At 66.2% G+C, this 19,457-nt stretch carries 14 protein-coding genes; 4 read left to right on the top strand and 10 right to left on the bottom strand.

What is annotated here, in order from left to right:
- The first annotated feature begins 167 nt into the window (after positions 1-167).
- Positions 168-1,235, top strand: a complete 1,068-nt coding sequence (locus tag GXY15_08310; protein ID NLV41219.1) for a Gfo/Idh/MocA family oxidoreductase — start codon at positions 168-170, stop codon at positions 1,233-1,235.
- 51 nt (positions 1,236-1,286) lie between these two features.
- Here the strand turns inward: GXY15_08310 and GXY15_08305 are convergent, their stop codons facing one another.
- From GXY15_08305 to GXY15_08285, 5 genes are all read right to left on the bottom strand, one after another.
- Positions 1,287-1,652 (bottom strand): response regulator, encoded by a 366-nt coding sequence (locus GXY15_08305; protein NLV41218.1) that lies wholly within the window; start codon positions 1,650-1,652, stop codon positions 1,287-1,289.
- A 6-nt stretch (positions 1,653-1,658) separates the two neighbouring features.
- A complete protein-coding gene (murJ, locus tag GXY15_08300; protein ID NLV41217.1) occupies positions 1,659-3,263 on the bottom strand; it encodes a murein biosynthesis integral membrane protein MurJ in 1,605 nt (534 codons plus the stop codon).
- Positions 3,263-4,843: an apolipoprotein N-acyltransferase gene (gene lnt / locus GXY15_08295; protein ID NLV41216.1), complete on the bottom strand. Its 1,581-nt coding sequence runs from the start codon at positions 4,841-4,843 to the stop codon at positions 3,263-3,265. The genes murJ and lnt overlap by 1 nt, the downstream gene beginning before the upstream one ends.
- Positions 4,844-4,911: 68 nt before the next feature.
- Positions 4,912-6,363, bottom strand: coding sequence for a hypothetical protein (locus tag GXY15_08290; GenBank protein ID NLV41215.1), 1,452 nt, complete (start codon positions 6,361-6,363; stop codon positions 4,912-4,914).
- A gap of 39 nt (positions 6,364-6,402) precedes the next feature.
- Positions 6,403-7,035: an acyltransferase gene (locus GXY15_08285; protein NLV41214.1), complete on the bottom strand. Its 633-nt coding sequence runs from the start codon at positions 7,033-7,035 to the stop codon at positions 6,403-6,405.
- A 133-nt stretch (positions 7,036-7,168) separates the two neighbouring features.
- Between GXY15_08285 and GXY15_08280 the strand changes: the two genes are divergently transcribed.
- Positions 7,169-8,158, top strand: coding sequence for a hypothetical protein (locus tag GXY15_08280; protein ID NLV41213.1), 990 nt, complete (start codon positions 7,169-7,171; stop codon positions 8,156-8,158).
- A 126-nt stretch (positions 8,159-8,284) separates the two neighbouring features.
- A complete protein-coding gene (gnd, locus tag GXY15_08275) occupies positions 8,285-9,739 on the top strand; it encodes a decarboxylating NADP(+)-dependent phosphogluconate dehydrogenase (protein ID NLV41212.1) in 1,455 nt (484 codons plus the stop codon).
- Between the two features lie 54 nt (positions 9,740-9,793).
- On the opposite strand, the gene radC is transcribed toward gnd, so the two are convergent.
- The 4 genes from radC to GXY15_08255 form a co-directional block, all read right to left on the bottom strand.
- Positions 9,794-10,501 carry a DNA repair protein RadC gene (radC, locus tag GXY15_08270; protein NLV41211.1) on the bottom strand — a complete coding sequence of 236 codons (708 nt, stop codon included), beginning with the start codon at positions 10,499-10,501 and terminating at the stop codon, positions 9,794-9,796.
- A gap of 149 nt (positions 10,502-10,650) precedes the next feature.
- Positions 10,651-11,502, bottom strand: a complete 852-nt coding sequence (gene prmC, locus GXY15_08265) for a peptide chain release factor N(5)-glutamine methyltransferase (protein NLV41210.1) — start codon at positions 11,500-11,502, stop codon at positions 10,651-10,653.
- Position 11,503: 1 nt separating this feature from the next.
- The gene (prfA, locus tag GXY15_08260; protein NLV41209.1) at positions 11,504-12,571 is read right to left on the bottom strand and encodes a peptide chain release factor 1; all 1,068 of its coding nucleotides are present in this window, start codon (positions 12,569-12,571) and stop codon (positions 11,504-11,506) included.
- 30 nt (positions 12,572-12,601) lie between these two features.
- On the bottom strand, positions 12,602-12,841 hold the full coding sequence (locus GXY15_08255; GenBank protein ID NLV41208.1) for a type B 50S ribosomal protein L31: 240 nt from the start codon (positions 12,839-12,841) through the stop codon (positions 12,602-12,604).
- A gap of 367 nt (positions 12,842-13,208) precedes the next feature.
- On the opposite strand from GXY15_08255, the gene GXY15_08250 reads away from it, so the two are divergent.
- Positions 13,209-14,609 (top strand): hypothetical protein, encoded by a 1,401-nt coding sequence (locus GXY15_08250; GenBank protein NLV41207.1) that lies wholly within the window; start codon positions 13,209-13,211, stop codon positions 14,607-14,609.
- A 125-nt stretch (positions 14,610-14,734) separates the two neighbouring features.
- Here GXY15_08250 and GXY15_08245 read toward each other — a convergent pair whose 3' ends face one another.
- The gene (locus GXY15_08245; GenBank protein NLV41206.1) at positions 14,735-19,456 is read right to left on the bottom strand and encodes a translocation/assembly module TamB; all 4,722 of its coding nucleotides are present in this window, start codon (positions 19,454-19,456) and stop codon (positions 14,735-14,737) included.
- Position 19,457: the final 1 nt, after the last annotated feature.

Genomic DNA, 19,457 nt, shown 5'->3' with positions numbered 1-19,457 from the left:
CGCGCCACAAGCGGGACAGCCCCGCGGACCGGTCTATTCTACCCAATCGGCGGCCGAAATCAAAACACACGCCCGTCTTGGCGGCGGGGTGCCCGGTCGGGTATGATTACCGCTCAAGAGAAACCGCCCCTCCGGGGGCATATCAGGTCAAGGAGTCACGAGAAAAGATGGCCAAACAGAAGAGTCCGCTCACCGTTGGAGTTATCGGGACCGGAGCGATTGCGCGGGAACAGCATCTTCCCTACTGGCGCGAGCTGGAGGCGGAGGGCCGCGTCCACATTGCCGGCCTGTGCGATGTCGTCAGGGAGCGCCGGGAGGCGGAGGCGGCGCAGTGCCGCGATGCGAAAACCTACGCGGACATGCGGAAGATGCTCTCGGAAAACCGTTTTGACATCATTGACGTCTGCACGCAGAACCGCTTCCATTCCGTCGCCACCGTCGCGGGGCTCCAGGCCGGGGCCAATGTGCTGGTGGAGAAGCCCATGGCGATGAACGTGAAGGAGTGCGAGGCCATGATCGCCGCCGCCAGGAAGGCGCGCAAGAAGCTCATGGTCGCCCAGCACATGCGCTTCGAGGCGCGCGCCCAGAAACTGAAAGAAGTCATTGCCGGCGGGGCCTGCGGCGAGATCTACACCGCCGAGACCAAGTGGCTGCGCCGCCGCGGCGTGCCCGGGTGGGGCAAGTTCCACATCGCCAAAGAGTCTCTCGGCGGACCGCTCATTGACATCGGGGTCCACATGATGGACCTGTGCGTGTGGCTCATGGGCAGCCCGAAGCCCGTGGCCGCCAGCGGAAAGGTCTACCGCAAGTTCGGCGACCGGAAGGACTTCTTCAACGCCGACTGGGGCACGCCTTACCCGCCGAAGGAGTTCGACGTGGAGGACTACGCGACCGCCTTCGTGCGGTTTGAGGGCGGGCTCACCATGCAGATGCAGGTGTCCTGGGCCGCCAACGTCCACGATGAGATCGAGAACATGTACATTCTCGGGGACAAGGGCGGCGTGGGCATCAACCCCCTCGGGTTCTTCAGCGCCGACCACGACTCCCTGAACCACACCACCTGGGACTGGCTCTCCGACGAGGACGGCCACCGGCGTGAGGTCCGCCATTTCTGCGAGTGCGTCGAGAAGAACCTGCCGGTGATGGTGAAGCCGGAGGAGTCGCTCCGCATCCAGAAGATCATAGACGCGATCTACCTGTCCTCCGCGAAGAACCGGGAAATCGTCATCAAGTAGCGCACGCCCTCCCCTCTTCAAAGCACGTCCCGGCCGTTTCCGCGGCCGGGGTTATCTTTGCGCGTCGAGCTGCGCCATGAGCTCCTGAAGCGCCCACACGCCGTGCGCGGCGGGAAACTCCCCGGTGAACCCGGACTTGTCCCGGGCGCGCGGGTCCACGTCATTGTGCGTGATGAGGTAGACGGGGAGCTCGTGGTGGAACTCGGGCATCATGCGGAGACGCTCGCACGCCTCGTAGGGGTTAAGGACCGGAAGACGCTCGTCCAGAAAAACCACCAGGGGGTGCCTCCGTTCCGCCTCCAGCACAGCCTCCAGCCCGTTCGAGGCCCACAGCGCCTCATAGCCCAGAGCCTCGATCTCGGCTGAGAAAGGCATGTACACGGACACGTCGTCCGTCGCTATGATGACCAGCTCCACGGCGGCTTATCCTGAAGGGGGCATGTCTGCCCCTCTCCCTTTTAGGAACACCGAAACAACCTGCCTCATTTCCGCGACCCCCAGCAGGGCGCAGGAGCCAAAATATACACCAACAGCCACCCCAATGGAAACAAGCACCCCCGCGAGGCGCGCGGCAAGGGTGGCTGTGCCCAGCACCGGGGCCACGGCGCCGGAGACGAACACGACGCCCGCGCCCATGAAGAGGCCGGACAGCAGCATCCGCGCAAGGGCCCCCAGGAAGCCGGCATTCCACAGCCGTCCGTACTTCCGGCACAGGAGGGTGTAGACGACCAGGAAGTTGACGGTGTACGAAATGCTGGTGGACAGGGCCAGGCCCAGGTAGCCCATCGGCCGCACCAGGGCGATATTGAGCAGGATGTTCAGCACCATGCTCGCCGTGGCCGCAAGCACCGGTATGTGCGTCTGCTGCGCCGCGTAGAACCCCTGAATGGACACCTTCACCCAGGAAAACGAGAGAAGGCCCAGGGCGGCGTAGCCCAGGGCGTCGGCGGCCAGGCGGGTGTCCTCCGGTCCGAACTCCCCCCGCTCGAAGAGCAGGCGCACCAACGGCTCCCTCAGGACCACCAGCCCCACCAGGGCCGGAAACACGAGGAAGAAACTCTGGCGCAGCCCGTGCATGAGGGTGTCGCGGACGACGTCCCGCTCCCCCCGCGCCATGGCGCGCGAGATGGAGGGCAGGATCGCCACAGACACGGCCACGCCGAACACGGACAGGGGAAGCTGGACCAGCCGGTTCGCCGCATACAGCGCGAGCACCTTGTCAAGCCCCAGGGAGGCGGCAAACATGCGTTCAATGACCTTGTTGACCTCGCCCGCCGACTGGCCGGCGATCACCGGCAGCATGAGCAGGAGCACCCGCCCCACGGCGGGGTTCCGGAGGTCGAACCGGGGCAGCAGCACGCCCGTGGCGCGGTGCATGTCCCAGAACATGTAGGCCCATGTGCCCAGCCCGCCGGCCCAGATGCCCAGCACCAGCGCCCAGGCGGGGTTGACAAACGCGCGCGCGAAAAGCACGCAGGACGCGGCCAGCACCACGTTCAGGATCACGGGCGACCACGAGGCGGACCCGTAGCGCCTCGCCAAAAAAAGCGGGCCGCTGGCAAACACGGTCATGCAGATCATGAGGACATAGGGGAAGGTCCACTGGAGCAGGCGCACGAGCTCCGAAAGCTGCGCCTCGTCCTGCGGCAGGTCCTCCCCCGTCACCACCGTCAGCATGCGCAGGAATCCCGGCACGGCGGGCATCACCGCCACCCCCACCACGGTGATCACGGACAGGATGAGCAGCATGAACCCCATCACCGAGGCCACCGCCTTCCGGTAGGCCTCCTCCCCCTCCTTTTCCCTCTTCTCGGCGAACACGGGAATCAGTGCGGCGTTGGTCGCGCCCTCGCCCAGCATGTCCCGGAGCATGTTCGGCAGGCTAAACGCGAAGACAAAGGCGCCCAGGGCCTCCCCCTTCACGAAATGGAAGAAAATCATGTCCCGAACCAGCCCGCTGACCCGGCTGAGCATGGTCCCCCCCGCGAAGACGGCGGCGAACCGGGTCATGTCCCGCTTGGAATCCATCAGACGGATTCTCCGGCACCCCGGGAGGGGCGCACCCGCCGCCAAAGGAGGGACAGAGTCAGGACTGACAGGAAGACCAGCGCCGCCCCCCACCACGGTGCCATGTACGCTGCCGCCTTCCCCGGAATGTCCAGAATCCCCACCAGACGCCGGGACATGCCCGCCCCGACCGGGAAACGTTCGGCGTCAAAGGCGCGGACCTGTCCGCCCGAGAAGTACTGCATGTTGACCGGGTGGAACCGGCCGAAGGGGTCAAAGACCCCTGAAATCCCGGTGTTCGAGCAGTGAATCAGGGGCAGGCGGCTCTCTATGGCGCGGAACCGGGCAATCTCCAGCTCCTGCATCACCGCATTGCTCGCGCCAAACCATGCCAGGTTGGTGACCACCAGCAGGCAGTCGGCCCCCATCTTCCGCAGGCTGCGGGACATTCCGGAGAACAGCACCTCAAAACAGATCAGCGGACCGACCCGCTGCCCGGCCGCCGGCAGAAGGCGCTGTTCTTCTCCGGCGGAAACGCCGCCGAAAGCGATGGCCTCCAAAAAGGGTAGATATTCTCCAAAGGGCACATACTCGCCAAAGGCGGCCAGCCGTACCTTGTCGTAGGACGCGGGTTCTGCGCCATCCGGCGCCACGGCCATCAGGGAATTGTACGAGCGGCCGGCGGCGCGGTCGTCCCTGCCGTAGCCCGTCAGAAGCACACAGTCCATTTCGCGGGCCAACGCCTTCAGGCGCTCATCCACCTCCGCGGCTGGCAAGGCGTCGGGAACCGCCGCCTCCGGCCAGACCACCAAATCCATCCGGCCCTCCCGTCCCAAGGCCCGGGTCATGTCCTCCAGGCTGTCGAAGAGAAACCGGGCGTAATGGGGATCCCACTTGACCTCCTGGGAGAACATGGGCTGCACGATACCCGCCCGGACGGGGGCATTTTCAGGGGGCGGGGCCTCCCGCAGTAGAAGTCCGCCAGAAAATGCAACCACAATGAGCAGCACGGCGGCGCACCCGGCCAGAAGGCGGTGTTTGCCGCAGACCGCCAGCGCCAGATGTGCGCTCACGCCCATCAGGAGGAAGGAGACCAGGGACACGCCCCCCACGGCGGCCCATTGGGCCACAGGAAGCACGGCCCCCTGGGTGTACCCCAAAGCAGTCCATCCGAACCCGGTGAAGAGGTTGGCCATTCCCAGTTCCATGAACCACCACAGGGAGGCCAGTTCTAGCCCACCGCCAAAGGCCCAGCGCCGCCGACCGGCGGCCCACACGCCGCCGCATGCCGCCCAAAACAGCGCCAAGGCGACACAAAGAAACTGCTGGCCGATCACGGCCCAGCCGCCCGCCCAAAAGATGTTTGCCCACAGCCACTGAAGCGTCAAAGAATGAAACAGCCACCCTGCGAAGAAGAAGCGGAAGAAGGCACCCTTGGATCCGGCATGGACACAGGAAAGGATCAGCGGAACCAGAGCCACCCAGGCCAGGGGATACAGGTGCGCCGTGGGGAAGGCCAGAAACAGAGCCACGGCGGACACGGCGGGCGCAACCAGCCGGGACACCCAGGGAGACCGCAGTGCCCGGCGGGCGAAACCCACCTTCCCGGTCTCCCCCTCCCCCGGTGGGGCCGGGCAGGAGACGCCTGTTTGTTTCGGGGATTTGCCCATCATTCTCCCGCTTGTCCGAAACGGATGGAGAAGAGGCTGCTGTCCTTCATGAGAAACCGCGCACGGACGGTTTTCCCGGCGAGGTCTCCCAGGGTCTTTCCGGATTTCCACGCCACGGGCCGCGAGATGAAATTGCCAATGAGCTCCATGGAGTCTTCCATACCGTAGCCGGGAAGTACGTTCCCGTCCGCGTCCTCCATCTCCACCCGGACACTTCCCGCAGCCGAGGTCGCGAAATTGAGAAACAGCGTGTCCCCTTCAAAGCGGAGGGGTTTCGTGGTCATTTCCCCGCCCGCATACCCGGCGGTGACGGCGGTGAAGCCGTCCAGACGCAGGGTGTGGCGCACCAGATTCGCCGCCGGCTGCCCATAGTTGTGCTGGACAAAGAACGACATCTCGTTTTTCCCTGTGGGAATGATGCCGCAGGCCGGGTAGTTGGACCGCGAGGTCCAGTTCTCCACCCCGACACCGGGCCGGATGAACCCCTCCATGAAGGTGCGGTCATAGCGCGTGCCGCCCCGGCTGGTCATCAGAACCCCGTCCGAGCAGTCCTTTCCATAGTCCCCCTGAATTCCCAAGGCGGCGGCCTCCGCGTCTGACACCACGGTGCGCTCGGGCATGAATCGGGCGGCCAGGGCGATGTAGATGTGCGGCGCGCGGAAATAGGGGGTCGTCTGGTTGATGTAGATGTGCTCCAGCGGCGCCCCGCCGTTGCCCATTTCCTCCGGCTTTGTCCAATTTAGGAAGTCATCCGACACGGTCCTGCTGATCCAGCGGTACCCGGCGAAGGGACCCTCCGACCAGGTCCGGAAATAGCAGACATACTTCCCCTCCGCCTCGGACCAGAAAGCGACGTTCTGGGAGTCAAAGGCCCCCTCGGTGATGACCCCCTTCTGCAGAATCCGCCAGTTCACCCCGTCCGGGGAAACGAAGGCGGCGAGTCCGGTCTCGCTGGTGCCTGCCAGGGCCTTGTAACGCTCCTCGGCGGGCACCCCGTTCCGCGTGTCATAAAGGGGGGCGAAGTTGTGGGAATACGGGGCCATTCCCGCCAGGATGACATTGTTTTCCCGGGTGCCGTTCACCTCGTGAAGGCCGAGCGAAGGCTTGGTCCAGGCGATGCCGTCCGCGCTCTCAGCGTAGCAGGTGACCTCCGTGTCCGACCCGTCCTTGTTGGGTTCCGGCAGGCCGCGGTAATACAGTCGGAACTTCTCCGCGTCCTTGAAAACCGTGACATAGCCGCAGTAGCGGCCCTCCCACGGCGCGTCAAAGCGCAGGGCCACCCCCGCCTCGGTTGGAGACTGCATCTCCAGGGCGGCCCCCTCCAGTCGGTCGATGAGGAACCGGTCAAGGAAGGGCTCCAGCCGTGTTCCGATGTTCAACGCCTCTTCCGGTGCGGCATCCGCCGCCCACAAACACGCCAGCACGGCGCACGCTGAAAAAAAACATCTCATGTCCCGCTCTTCTCCCTTGCCGATGTTTTTTCGGACGTTTCAGGAACCTTTGGGCCCGTCTCCCGCCCGTTCCATCCCTTTGTAGGTGGGAACCACGCCCACCTTGATCCGAAAGCGCTCCTGAATGGCGCTCCAGTCCTCCTTGAGGTTTCCCGTGGGGTAGAACAACTCGTCCACCCCGATCCAGCGCTCCTTGTAATTGATGATGCCGAACAGGATGGGGATGTCCGCCCCCACGGCGATGCGGTAGAAGCCCAGTTTCCAATGCTCCACATTCCTCCGGGTGCCCTCGGGCGTCACGATGACGTGCATGCGCTCATGGGCCTTCACAATCTCCACCATCTGGTCCACAATGCCCACAGGACTCCGCCGGTTGATCGGGATGCCGCCCAGCCAGCGCAGCAGGCTGCCCAGGGGCCACCAGAAGGCCGAGTCCTTGATCATGAAGACGCAGGGCAGGCTCAGGGCGAGGGCGGCCGCCAGCGTGTACGGAAAATCCCAGTAGGACTGGTGCGGCGCGCAGGCCACCACGCACTTTGGCACGTTGGGGTTGACCCCGACCAGCCGCCACCTTCCGAGACGGAGCACCATGCGCCCGATCCACCGGCCCAGGGGGGAGTATTCGCTTCTGATTTTCGTGCCTTTGACAATGGAGGACACCGGACTGCCCATGGCAACCTTTCCCTTCTCTTCGACAATGTCCCTGTTGCCCGTATTGTATGCGCCCCACCGTGTAAAAACAACGCGGCCTCCCGCTTCTGGGCGGAAATCGGCTATACTAAGGCTCAACTAAGGAGCCCTCACCATGGAAACGTGGACCACCGAAAAACTGCTCGCCGCCGGCAGGGGGTTTATGGACTCCCGAATCGTCCTGACCGCGGTGGAGCTGGACCTTTTCACGCTGCTGGACGGCAGCGCCATGACCTTGGAGGAGGTGACTGTGGAGGCGGGCCTTTCCCCCCGGGGCGCGCCCATTCTGCTGGACGGGCTCGCGGCTCTCGGCCTGCTGGAGAAGAAGGACGGACGCTACTCCCCCGGCGCAGGCGCCCTGCCCCTGTCGTCAAAACACCCCCAGTCCGTGCTGCCCATGATGCGCCACTCCGCCTCCCTGTGGAACCGGTGGTCCGAACTCACCGCCATCGTCCGCACGGGAAAAGGCGGCGAGCGCCCCGCCGGGGCCTTTGACGACCCGGGGGAGCTGGAAGCCTTCATCGGGGCCATGCATGTCGTCGGCCGGGACACCGCCGCCGAAATCGCGCGCACCGTGCGCGCGCAGGAAGCCCGAAAGCTCCTGGACGTGGGCGGGGCGACGGGCACCTACGCCGAGGCCTTCCTGCGCGAGTATCCGCAAATGAAGGCCACGGTCTTCGACCGCCCGCCGGTCATCGAAATGGCCCGCCGACGCATGGAGCCTCTCGACATTTGGCCGCGCCTGATGCTCACCGCCGGCGACTTCTACCAGGATTACCTTCCCGGCGGCCATGATCTTGTGCTGCTGTCCGCGATCATCCATCAGAACAGCCCGGAGCAGAACATCGCCCTCTACCGAAAGTGTTTCGACGCGCTGGTGCCGGGGGGGCGTCTCCTGATTCGGGACCACGTTCTGAGCGACGACCGGACCCGGCCGGTGTCCGGGGCGCTCTTCGCCCTCAACATGCTCGCCTGCACCAACGGCGGCAACTGCTACACCCTGGCCGAAATCGCGGAAACGCTTGCCCAGGCCGGATTCGGGCGGGTTTCCCTGCTCCGGGACGGCGACCGGATGGACGCCCTGGTGGAGGCTTTCAAGCCCTGACCTCAAATCCCGGGGGAGAAACGCGGCCCGGCGGTTTGCTATACTTTTTCACGTTTCCGGGAATACCCTTCCCGCGCGGAGGGTCCGTCCCCTTCATCGAGTCCCCAACCAAAGGAGTCCACAGGAATGTCTGAGAAGATGGATATCGGGCTGATCGGCCTGGCAGTCATGGGCGAGAATCTCGTGCTTAACATGGAAAGCAAGGGCTTCGGCGTGTCGGTGTTCAACCGCACGGTGAAGAAGGTGGACAACTTCATCGGCGGGCCCGGCGCCGGGAAACGGTTCTACGGCGCGCACAGCATTGAGGACCTTTGCGCCAGCCTCAAGCGCCCGCGCAAGGTCATGCTGCTGGTGAAGGCCGGCCAGGCCGTGGACGACTTCATCGAGCTGCTGCTCCCCCATCTGGAGCCCGGCGACATCATCATTGACGGCGGCAACAGCCACTTTCCGGACACCATCCGCCGCGCGCAGTATGTGGAAGGCAAGGGCCTGCTCTACATCGGCACCGGCGTCTCCGGCGGCGAGGAGGGCGCGCTCCTCGGGCCGTCCATGATGCCGGGCGGGTCTCCGGCGGCCTGGCCGCACGTCAAGGACATCTTCCAGACCATCTGCGCCCAGACGGACGCGGGCGAGCCCTGCTGCGACTGGGTCGGCGAGGGCGGCGCGGGCCATTTCGTGAAAATGGTCCACAACGGCATCGAGTACGGCGACATGCAGATGATCTGCGAGACCTACCAGCTCATGGGCCAGGGCCTCGGCCTGACAAACGCCGAGATGCACAAGGTCTTCGCGGACTGGAACAACGCGGAACTCTGCTCCTACCTCGTCGAAATCACCCGCGACATCCTCGGATTCAAGGATGAGGAGGGCAACGAGGTGGTGGACCTGATCCTGGACACGGCCGGCCAGAAGGGCACCGGAAAATGGACGGCCATCGCAGCCCTGGACGAGGGCCAGCCCCTCACGCTCATCGGCGAGGCGGTCTTCGCCCGCTGCCTCTCGGCGCTCAAGGACGAGCGTGTGCGCGCCGCCAAGGTGTTCCCCGCCCAGGGGACGGCGTTCAGCGGCGACCGCGACGCCTTTGTGGACGACCTGCGGCAGGCCCTCTACGCCTCCAAGCTGGTCAGCTACGCGCAGGGCTACCAGCTCATGCGCGCGGCGGCGGCCCACTACGGCTGGAACCTGAACTACGGCGGCATCGCGCTCATGTGGCGCGGCGGCTGCATCATCCGCTCGGTCTTCCTCGGCAAGATCAAGGAGGCCTTCGACCGCAACCCGGGCCTGGAAAACCTCCTGCTGGACCCCTTCTTCGCCGATGTCATCACGAAGGCGCAGGCGGCGTGGCGGCGTGTGGTCGCCAAGGCGGTGGAGATGGGCGTGCCGATGCCGGCCATCGCGTCGGCCCTGAACTTCTTCGACGGCTACCGCTCCGGGCGGCTCCCCGCCAACCTGCTCCAGGCCCAGCGCGACTACTTCGGCGCGCACACCTACGAGCGGGTGGACAAGCCGCGCGGGGAGTGGTTCCACACGAACTGGACCGGACGCGGCGGCAACACGGCGGCGTCCACCTACATCGCGTAACCCCCTCCCCCTTTGGACCTGCCAGCCCCCGGTTCCCCGCGAGCCGGGGGCTTCTCACATCTGCCCGCGCTCCTTGAGGCTGACGTAGCGGTCCCCGTCGCCGAAGATCACGTGGTCCAGCAGGCGGACGCCGATGATGTCGGCGGCCTCTTTCAGGCGCTGGGTGAGCATCAGGTCGGCCCGGCTGGGTTCCGGGTCGCCGCTGGGGTGGTTGTGCGCCACCACCACCCCGGACGCGCCCTCCCGCACGGCCTGGCGGAACACGTCACGCGGCGCGGCCACGGTCTCGTCCAGCCCCCCGTGGGAAATCTCCACCAAGCGCAGCAGCACGTTCTTCGTGTTCAGCAGCAGCGCCACGAAATGCTCCGTCTCGTATTCCTTGAACCGGTGCTTGAGATAACTGTGAACCGCCTCCGGGCGGTCCATGCGCTCTTTGATGTCGTGGCTGTGGTGGTGGGTCGCCAGACGCAGCCCCAGCTCCAGGGCGGCCTTGATCTCGATGGCCTTCACACGCCCGACCCCTTTCACCTGCTGAAGCTCCTCCAGCGAGGCGCGGGCCACCCCGCGCAGATCGCGAAAGGCCAGCACAAGCTCCTCCGCCAGCCGCAGCGCGTTGAACTCCCTCGACCCCGTGCGAAAAAGAATTGCGAGCAGCTCCGCGTCCTTGAGCGCCCCCGCACCCGCGGTCACCAGGCGCTCCCGGGGGCGTTCCTCCTCCGGATGGTCCTGCATTCTTCTGGTAGGTGCCGCCGGATCGCTCATGACGCTCCCTCCCTGCTGGTCACACGAGCATAACACGCCCGCAAGAGCGGGGGAAACCCGGTCGCCGGGCAGAAACGAAGGAGAGCTATGGGAAGTATGGGATGGTGGGAAGGCCCGCTGTCTCATCGTGTCCGGCGTTCAGGGGAACGTCAGCCCGGCAAGACCGCGGAGACCACGCGGGCGATGCCCGCGAGGTCATGGGTCGGGCGGATGCCGGTGTATCCCTCGTCCCGAAGGAGGCCCTCCGCGGCGGGGTATTGCCGCTCGCCGATCTCGAAGGCCAGCCAGCCGCCTGGACGCAGATGCGCCCTTGATTCCCGGACAATGCGACGGATGAGGTCAAGGCCGTCCCTTCCCGACACGAGCGCCGCCCGGTCCTCGTAGAGCCGGATGTCGGCGGCCAATCCTTCCCAGTCATCCTCCTCCACATAGGGGGGATTGGAAACGATACCGTCGAAAGGCTCCGCACCCGCGGGCAGGGCGTCGAACAGATCCCCAGCGTACAGCGACACCGCGACGCAGTGGCGTGCGATGTTTCTCGCAACGAGGGCGAGGGCGGCGGGGTGAATGTCGGTCGCGGTCATCCGGCATTCCGGCAGTTGCCGCGCGAGGGTGACGGCCACGCAGCCCGACCCGGTGCAGAGGTCCAGCAGGCGGGGCGCGGCGTTCGGTCCCGCCTCCGTGACCCGCTCCAGAGCCGTCTCCACGAGGTGTTCCGTTTCGGGCCGGGGAATCAGCACGGGCGGGGCGACGTGAAACGGGAGGGAGAAGAACTCCTTTTCGCCGAGGATGTAGGCCACCGGCTCATGGGCAAGACGCCGGGCCAGCAGGGTTTCAAACCCGGGACAGTCCACCGCGTCGCGCAGCCGGGCGAGGAGCCCCGCGCGGGTCAATCCCGCGGCGTGCGCCAGCAGGATTTCCGCGTCAAGCCGGGGGGAGTCCGAAACCGCCGCCAGCCTCTCCTCCGCCCTGCGCAGGGTTTCGCCCAGCGGGGCGGCCATGTCAGGTGGTTTCCGTGAGGCGGGCCGCGCGGTCGGCGGCGGTGAGGGCGTCAATGAAGTCCTGAAGGTCGCCCTCCAGCACCTGCCTGAGCTTGTAGAGGGAGAGGTGGATGCGGTGGTCCGTGACGCGGTTTTCCGGGTAGTTGTAGGTCCGGATTTTCTCGCTGCGGTCGCCGGAGCGCACCTGGCTCTTCCGGGCGGCGGCGCGCTGCTCCTCCTCCTCGCGCACCTTCATGTCCAGCAGGCGGGCCCGCAGCACGCGCAGGGCCTGTGCCTTGTTCTTGTGCTGCGACTTCTCGTCCTGGCAGATCACCACCAGCCCCGTGGGCTTGTGCGTCACGCGCACCGCCGAATCCGTGGTGTTCACGCTCTGGCCGCCGGGGCCGCCAGACCGGTACACATCTATCTGGAGGTCGTTGGGGTCAATCTGGACGTCCACCTCCTCGGCCTCCGGCAGCACGGCCACCGTGACGGCGGAGGTGTGGATGCGGCCCTGGGCCTCCGTCTCCGGCACCCGCTGGACCCGGTGCACCCCGCCCTCCCACTTGAAACTGCTGTACACCGAATCGCCGGTGACCTGGAAGGTGAGTTCCTTGTAGCCGCCGAGGCCGGTCGGGTTGGAGCTCAGGACCTCCACCCGCCACCCGCGCACTTCCACATACCGGCTGTACATGCGGAACAGGTCGCCTGCGAAAAGCGCGGCCTCGTCCCCGCCGGTTCCGGCGCGGATTTCCACAATGGTGTTGCGCTCGTCCAGGGGGTCCTTGGGGACCAGCAGCAGGCGGAGCTCCTCGTCGAGCCGCGCCTGGTCGGCCCGCGCCAGGTCGCGCTCCTCCCGCGCGATGGCCAGCATCTCCTCGTCCGTCTCCCCCTCCAGCATGGAAAGGGCCTCCTCGAGGCTCTCCTCACTGCGCTCATACTGGCGAAACGCCGCCACAATGGCCGACATTTCGGCGTGGCGGCGTGCAAGTTTCATGTAGCGCTGGGGGTCCATGGCGACCTCCGGGGAGGCCATCTCCCCGGAAAGCCGGTCGTACTCCTCCGCCACGGAGCGGAGCCTGTCACGCATGGGGGTGTCCATGGCGGAGGGCGGCGCGGACTACTTGAACTTCTTCTGGAACCGCTGCACGCGTCCCTCGCTGTCCACGAACTTCTGCTTGCCCGTGTAGAACGGGTGCGACGCGCTGGAAATGTCCACCCGGTGAAGCGGGTAGGTCTTGCCGTCCACCTCGATGGTCTTGTCCGTTTTGATCGTGGACTTGGTCAACCACTGGGCGCCCGCGCCCGCGTCCAAGAAAACCACCTCGCGGTAGTTGGCCGGATGAATGTCCTTTTTCACGGGGAAATCTCCTTTCAGAAACCATGCCGCACAGGGCGGCGCATGCTCTTGGTGTCCCTCTTCCGCGCGCCCGCCGCAAAAACAGACTTCGGGCGCAAGGGGTGGCCATTTTAGCACACAAAACCGCTGTCGTGCAAACACTTGCGCCCCCGGACAACAGCGCGGGATCAAGCGCAGACCCGCACCAACCCGCCTGGATAGAACACCGGTTTCCGTCAGCACTGTCCACAACGTCCACTCCGTCCACCTCCCTCCGGCTCGGGCAGTAAGTTTGCCCATTCGCCCGCCCCCCAAAACTTGAAAAACCCGGTTCTTTTCCCTAGTCTACCTTTGTCAACCAACCGGAGGTTCGCCCATGTCCACTGAGATGGAAACACTGTACCAGGAGCGCCTGAACCGCTATGTGACGGCGATGCGGAACGGCAAGCCGGACCGGGTGCCGATCCGGCCCTTTGTGGCAGAGTTCACGGCGAAGCACTGCGGCATGACGTGCCAGGAGGTCACGCACGACTACGAGAACGCCTTTCTGGCGGCGCGCCGCTGCGCGGCGGAGTATGACTGGGACGCCGTGGTGGGGAACATGGTGTATGTCTGGACGGGTCTGACGCAGACCATCGGCCTGCGGTATTACGGCGTCCCCGGGCTGGACGTGGCCCCGGACACGGGGTTCCAGTACAAGGAGCCGCCGGAGGACCAGTCCTTCATGCGGGCGGACGAGTATGACCAGCTTATCGCCGACCCCACGGGGTTTCTGTTCAACGTGTGGCTGCCCCGCGTGTCCACGGAGGCGGTCCCCCCCGGCAGCCCGAACACGTTCCAGAACAACCTGTCCTTCCTCAAGGGCGGCATGGCAATGCTGAACTACTTCAACGCCTTCGGGCCCCAGGGGGAGAAGCTGCGCACGGAATGCGGCACGGCCTCGGCCATCTCCGGCATTTTTAAAGCGCCGCTGGACATCATCGGGGACAAGCTGCGCGGGTACCTCGGCCTGACGATGGACCTGCTGGAGCAGCCGGACAAGGTCATGGCGGCGTGCCGCGCCCTGATGCCGCACCTGCTGCAGATGGGCCTGTCAGGCGCGGACCCGGACAAGAACGTGCCCATTGGCTTCTGGATGCACCGGGGCTGCACGCCCTTTGTGACCATGGAGCAGTACAACACCTTCTTCTGGCCGACGCTCAAGCCGATCATCGAGGAGTTCTGGGCGCGGGGGCACCAGACGCTTTTCTACGCCGAGGGCGACTGGACGGCCCATCTGGAGAGTTTTGCCGAGCTTCCGGAGCAGTCCATCGTGTTCCATCTCGACCGCACCGACCCGCAGGCGGCCGCGAAGACGCTGGGGGACAAGTTCTGCCTCACCGGTGGCGTTCCGAACGCGATGCTCACCTACGGCACGCCGGACGAGGTCACCGCGAAATGCCGCGAGCTCATTGACACCTGCGCGCCGAACGGCGGGTACGTCATGGACGCCTCGTGCATCGTGCAGAACGACGCCAGGATCGAGAACGTGAAGGCCATGACGGATTTCACGCGGGAGTACGGCGTCTACGGCGCGGCCCCGGCGGTTCCCGAGTTGAAGCCCGTCCCCGCTTCGCAGCCGGACGCGATCCCCCAGGGGAACGTTCCACCCTTTGTGTGCTTCCCGTGGGCGAAGAAGCGCGCCGAGATCCCCGTGGTCTCCGGCGACGAGGCCCTCGCGCAGCGCATCTGGGAAAACGTGGACACCCTGGCCTACGTCTACATCTGGCAATGCCTGCTGTCGTTCTGAGAAGAACGCTGAGGTGACACGCGCTTCCAGCCCGTGGTTCTTGGGCCTCGTTCATGACCCAAAACACGGGCTGGAAGCCCGTGCCACCTCTTGCCGCCACGATCCACAGGCGTGGTCCATGACTCTCAGTAGTCGTGCTTCCAGAAGACGCCCACGCCGCTTCGCTCGCGGGCGCCCACGTCGCCCTTGACCGAGATGTTCGGCGTGACGCCGACCTCGGCGGAGACTTTGCCGCTGTCGGCGGCGGTTCCCTGCTCCACCTCGATGTAGATGCGCTCGTTGATGTACTTTCCCGCGCCCACCACGGCCTCGTCCGCCTGCTCGCCCGTGCGGATGTCGAACATGTCCACGCCGGGCAGACGCATGAACCCCGTCATCAGCTCCACCACGCTGGTTTTCCCGCTGAACAGCCGGGCCACGCGCCCCAGTTGGACCGCCTGTACCGGCGATATTTTGGCGAGGTTCCGCCGGAACAGGAGCTGGGAGAGAATCTCATCCTGCGGCATGGCCGGGCTGGAGGTCAGCGTCAGCTGCGCGTCGGAGAGGGGGCCCGTGATCGCAAGCTCCACCCCGGTGCCGGCCGACTGCGCGGTTCCCCGAACGCCGAGATAGGGGTTTCTCATGGGGCCGTTCCACGACACCGTGCTGTTCTCCAGGGAAAACCGGGTGGAAAGGAGGCCGGCATGGCCGCGCACGGCGGTCATCTGGCCGTTGAGGACCGGCTCCCCCACCGTTCCCGCCATCTTCAGCCCCCCGCGCCATTCCGAGTCGAGCACGGGGCCGCGCACGAAACAGCGGCCGGGAAACTCGAGTTCCACATTCATGTCCAGGGGCGGCGCGGCGCGTTTCACGGGTGCCTCCGGCGGAGAGGCCTCCGGAGCCGTCCCCTTTTCCCTGAATGCAACGACGTTCACGCGCCCTGCGGGCTGCTCGGGCATCGTCACTTCCACCTGGGAAAACACCAGCCTGCCTGAGACCTCCGGGTGGCTCAGCGGGCCGCCGATGGTGAGTGTGCCGTCTGCGGTGGCCTGCACACGGTCCGTCCTCGCCAGCAGCGCACGGTCCATGGACACGGCGATTTTCACCGAGGCGCCCTCTGTGAAAGAGACAGCCGCATGACCGTCCGCCGTCACCGTGCCCTGTCCAGCCCGCGCCTTGAATCCTGAGAACGTGACCTTGTTCCCTTCGGAACTGATGCGGCCCGCGATGCCCTCCAGCAGGGTCCCCGTCTTGAGGTTCTCGTATCTGGCATCCTTTACCGCGCCGTCCACGGTCAGCAGGGGCGCGCCCCAGGTCCCGCGCACCTTGAACCCGCCGGAGGCGTGTCCGGACGCCACATGGTCCAGAAGCGCCAACGCGCCCGCAAGCGCCTCCAGATCGGCCTCCGCCCTCCCTTCACACTCCACAGCGGCCCCGGCGTCCGGCATCAGGGTGAGGGGGCTCATTCCGGGGCACGCACCGACATGCCCCTTGCCTTCCACCCGTCCGGCGGCGCCGGCATTCACGGTCAGGGAGAGGTCCGTGCCGCCGTCCCCGCTGTCCAGCGTCCATTCCGCGTCCATCGGCGGACTGTCGGCGGCACCGCCCGAGAGGACCGCCCCGGATGCCGTGCATTTCAATCCCACCCGCGTCCTCTGCCACCCGCCACCAAGGGAAAGGTGACCGGAACAGTCCCCCCCGGAGAAGGGAAGCCCGGCCGCGCGGGCAGCCGACAGCGGAACCCCGCTCCAGGTGATTTCCGCGACCGGTCCCGGCTGGGCGGCCATAAACGACCCATCCACCCGGCCTTTGTCTCCGATGGTGAAAGCCCCCTCCACGCGCGTTTCGGGCGCGCGGCGGCTCAGCGTCAACGGTTGAGCGGCCTTAACCCGGACCTCCCCGACCTGCCCCTCCACCCTGTCCAACCTGACCTTCTGGTCCAGCACGGAAAACCGCCCATCGCCGGACACCCCGAACGCGGAGCCGTCCGACGGGAGGGAGCCCGAAGCGTTCCAGGAAACCGCCGCGTCCTCCACCGCGCCCCGGACCTCGGCCTGAAGGGTGTCCAGAAGAAAGGCCCCGTGCTCCACGCCCTGCGCGCGGAGGGTTGCCCGCACGGGCGCCGCACCGTCCTTCGTGTCGCAGGAGAGATCCCCTTCCGCGCGCTTTGCCGCAAACCACGGGGTGGTCACCGCGTCAAGGGAGAAGACTGCGTTTGTCGTAACACCGGCGCCCTTCCGGAGCAGTTCGCCCTTGATCTGTCCACCGCCCCGCAGTTCGGCGCCCAACATGCGCCCGAAGGGCGAAAGGTCGGGGAGGGCCGCCTCCCCCCGGCCGGAGAGCGTCCCCGTGTTGCGGTCGTAGGATAGCCTCCCGGAGGCCGTGTTGGGTCCGCTCAGCAGGGACACCTTGTCCAGGGAGACCCGGTCCCTGTCCGCTGCCAGCCGACCCTTAACCGTGACATCCGGAACGTCCTCCCCGGGCTTGACGGACACGCGAAACGGCCCGTACACATGGTCCGGCAACCCCTTGAGGTCGAAGTCGGCCCCCAGGGAGGAAAGGGATAGTCCCCTCATCCGGAGGCTGGACGCAGACAGGTTTCCCTTGGCCGAAAAATCGGACGGCCTGCCCGAAAGGGAGACGGACAGTTCCCCCCGACCGTCCAAGTGGGCGGTGGTCATGCCTGAAAGCACGGAAAGATCGTCAAGTTTTACCGTGCCTTCGGCCGAAAAAGTGTCGTCGGGGGAAGAATAACGTCCTTTCCCGGCAACTTCCCCCACGGGCGTCTCCACATCCACTTCTGAAAGGGAAACACCTTTTCGGTCTGCACGCCAGCTGGCGGCACAGACGATCTTCTGCCCTTCGACGGGACGCAGGACCTGCGGAAGTCCGGAGAGCCCGTCCGAGGTGGCGGACAGGGTTCCCTCCGCCTCGAGATTCTTGTAGTTCCCCGATGCGGCCACCCGCGCCTCGACACCGCCGGAGACCGGGAGCCCGCTGGAGAACGCGCCGAGGTTCCCCGCATGGACCCGTGCGTCGCAGGAGACGGTTCCGTCCAGGGAGAGCCTGCCCGCGCCCTCCACCTGTGCGTCCATCTCCGGGAGCTCCAGATGCAGCGCGGCCGCCTCCAGCCCTTTCCCGGGGGAGAAAACGCCCCGCGCCCCAAGTCGCGCGGATTTCAGCACACGGTCTTTGATGCGCGCGTTGTCCCCGGTCAAATGAAGGTCGTATTCGGGGTCTGCGCCCCACTCCCGCCACCCGCCGGGTTGACGGAGGGAGAAGTCCCCGCCCAGCCTCGCGGCCGCCGCCACGGCAGAACGCACACCCGCCATCTCCATTCGCCCGGTGATGGACTTCTCGTCCGTGTTCATGCGGATGGACGCCCCGACAGCCATGGAGTCCGCATGCAGTCCCTTGAAGGGCCCGGACACCCCGGAAACGGCATGCACCGTCCCCTCCAAAAGAGACGCCCCGGGCGCGGCTGAGCCCGCAAACACGAGGCGGCCGGCGTTTCCCACGACGTCCAGCCGGTGAATACGCACCCTCCCCTCCTGCCAGGAAACAGTGTCCAACACCCGCCAAGGCCCTTCGAGTAGGGGGTTCTCCCCCCCCGCTCGAAGCCATTTGCGGGGAATATCCACCAGCAGACGCCCGGACACCGCCTTCGTGCCGCCAAGCGACGCCACCTGTTCAAGATGGAGGAGGGCGCGGTCGCCCTGCGTCACCGTCAGCGTGGCGACGGGTGTGCCGACCGGCCCTTTGAAAGAGAAAGACCCCGCCACCCCGCGGGTCGCGTCGAGGGCGACCCAGGGGGCGAAAGCCTCCGGCAGACCGTCCGGCGCGGACAGGCTGCCGGACAAGTTCGCAGTCCGGGCGGACAGGTCATAGTCCCCGGAAAGGGACAGATGCAGGGTTCCCCCCGTCACCGTCGCGCCGCCCAACGACCAATGTCCACCCTGGGTCACCGAGAGCGCCACTTCCATGTCCTGGCGCGGACCGAACAGGCGGCGCACCGGCGCCATGCGCGGCACGTCCGGGGGCCGTGCGGAGAGGGTTCCCGTGATCTCGGTCAAGTCCCCCGAACGGACATCGAGATTCCCCTCCAGAAGAACCTCTCCGCCGAGTGCGGCGGTGAGCGTTCCCTTCCAGTCCGCCCGTCCGCCGCCCCCCTTCAGGCTCGCCGAGAACGGGCCGGGGAGCGCGAAGAACGCGGGCACGATCCCCGCGTCCGAAACGGAAAGGGCAAGTTGGGGCGTTCCTTCCGGATGGGACAGCGACAGCGACACCTCGGAGGCCGGACCGTCGGTCCGCCGGGCCGACAGTTCCATGCTTGGGACTTTGCCCCATCCCCTCCAGTCCACGCGCCCGCCGGCCGCATACACCGCCTGCTGGCCAAACACCGCCCCGTCCAGCGTGATTGAGTCAACGAAAAGATCCCCCACACCGGGCCACCACCGCACCAACGGGAGCATGGGCACCCGGAGACGGCGGGGCTTGACCGGACGTCTGTCCAGACGCACCTCTCCGACATGAACGCTCTTGAGGCAAAACCGCCCGCGGAGGAGGGACGCCCCGTCACCGCGCGCGGAGACGTCCCGGATTTCAAGCCAGGCGCCCTGAACATCGCGGACAATCACCTTGTCCATGGAGAGGGAAAAAGGGATGACCCCGCGCAGCCCGACGGCCTCAAGGGAGAACGGGGTGCGCGCCGCGACCCGTTCCGCGATCAGGGAGACGGCGAGGCGCTTCCCGGGGGGGGTCTGCACGGCAACAAACAGCAGGACCGGCAACAGGACCGCGGCCAGCGCGAAGACACCCAGTCGCCGCCGAAAACGGGACCGGGGGGCTTTGCCGACCGCGGAAGCCATG

The sequence above is a fragment of the Candidatus Hydrogenedentota bacterium genome (genome assembly GCA_012730045.1).
In the GTDB taxonomy this organism is placed as follows: Bacteria; Hydrogenedentota; Hydrogenedentia; order Hydrogenedentales; family CAITNO01; genus JAAYBR01.
This window is presented reverse-complemented; position numbering and strand designations above follow the sequence as displayed.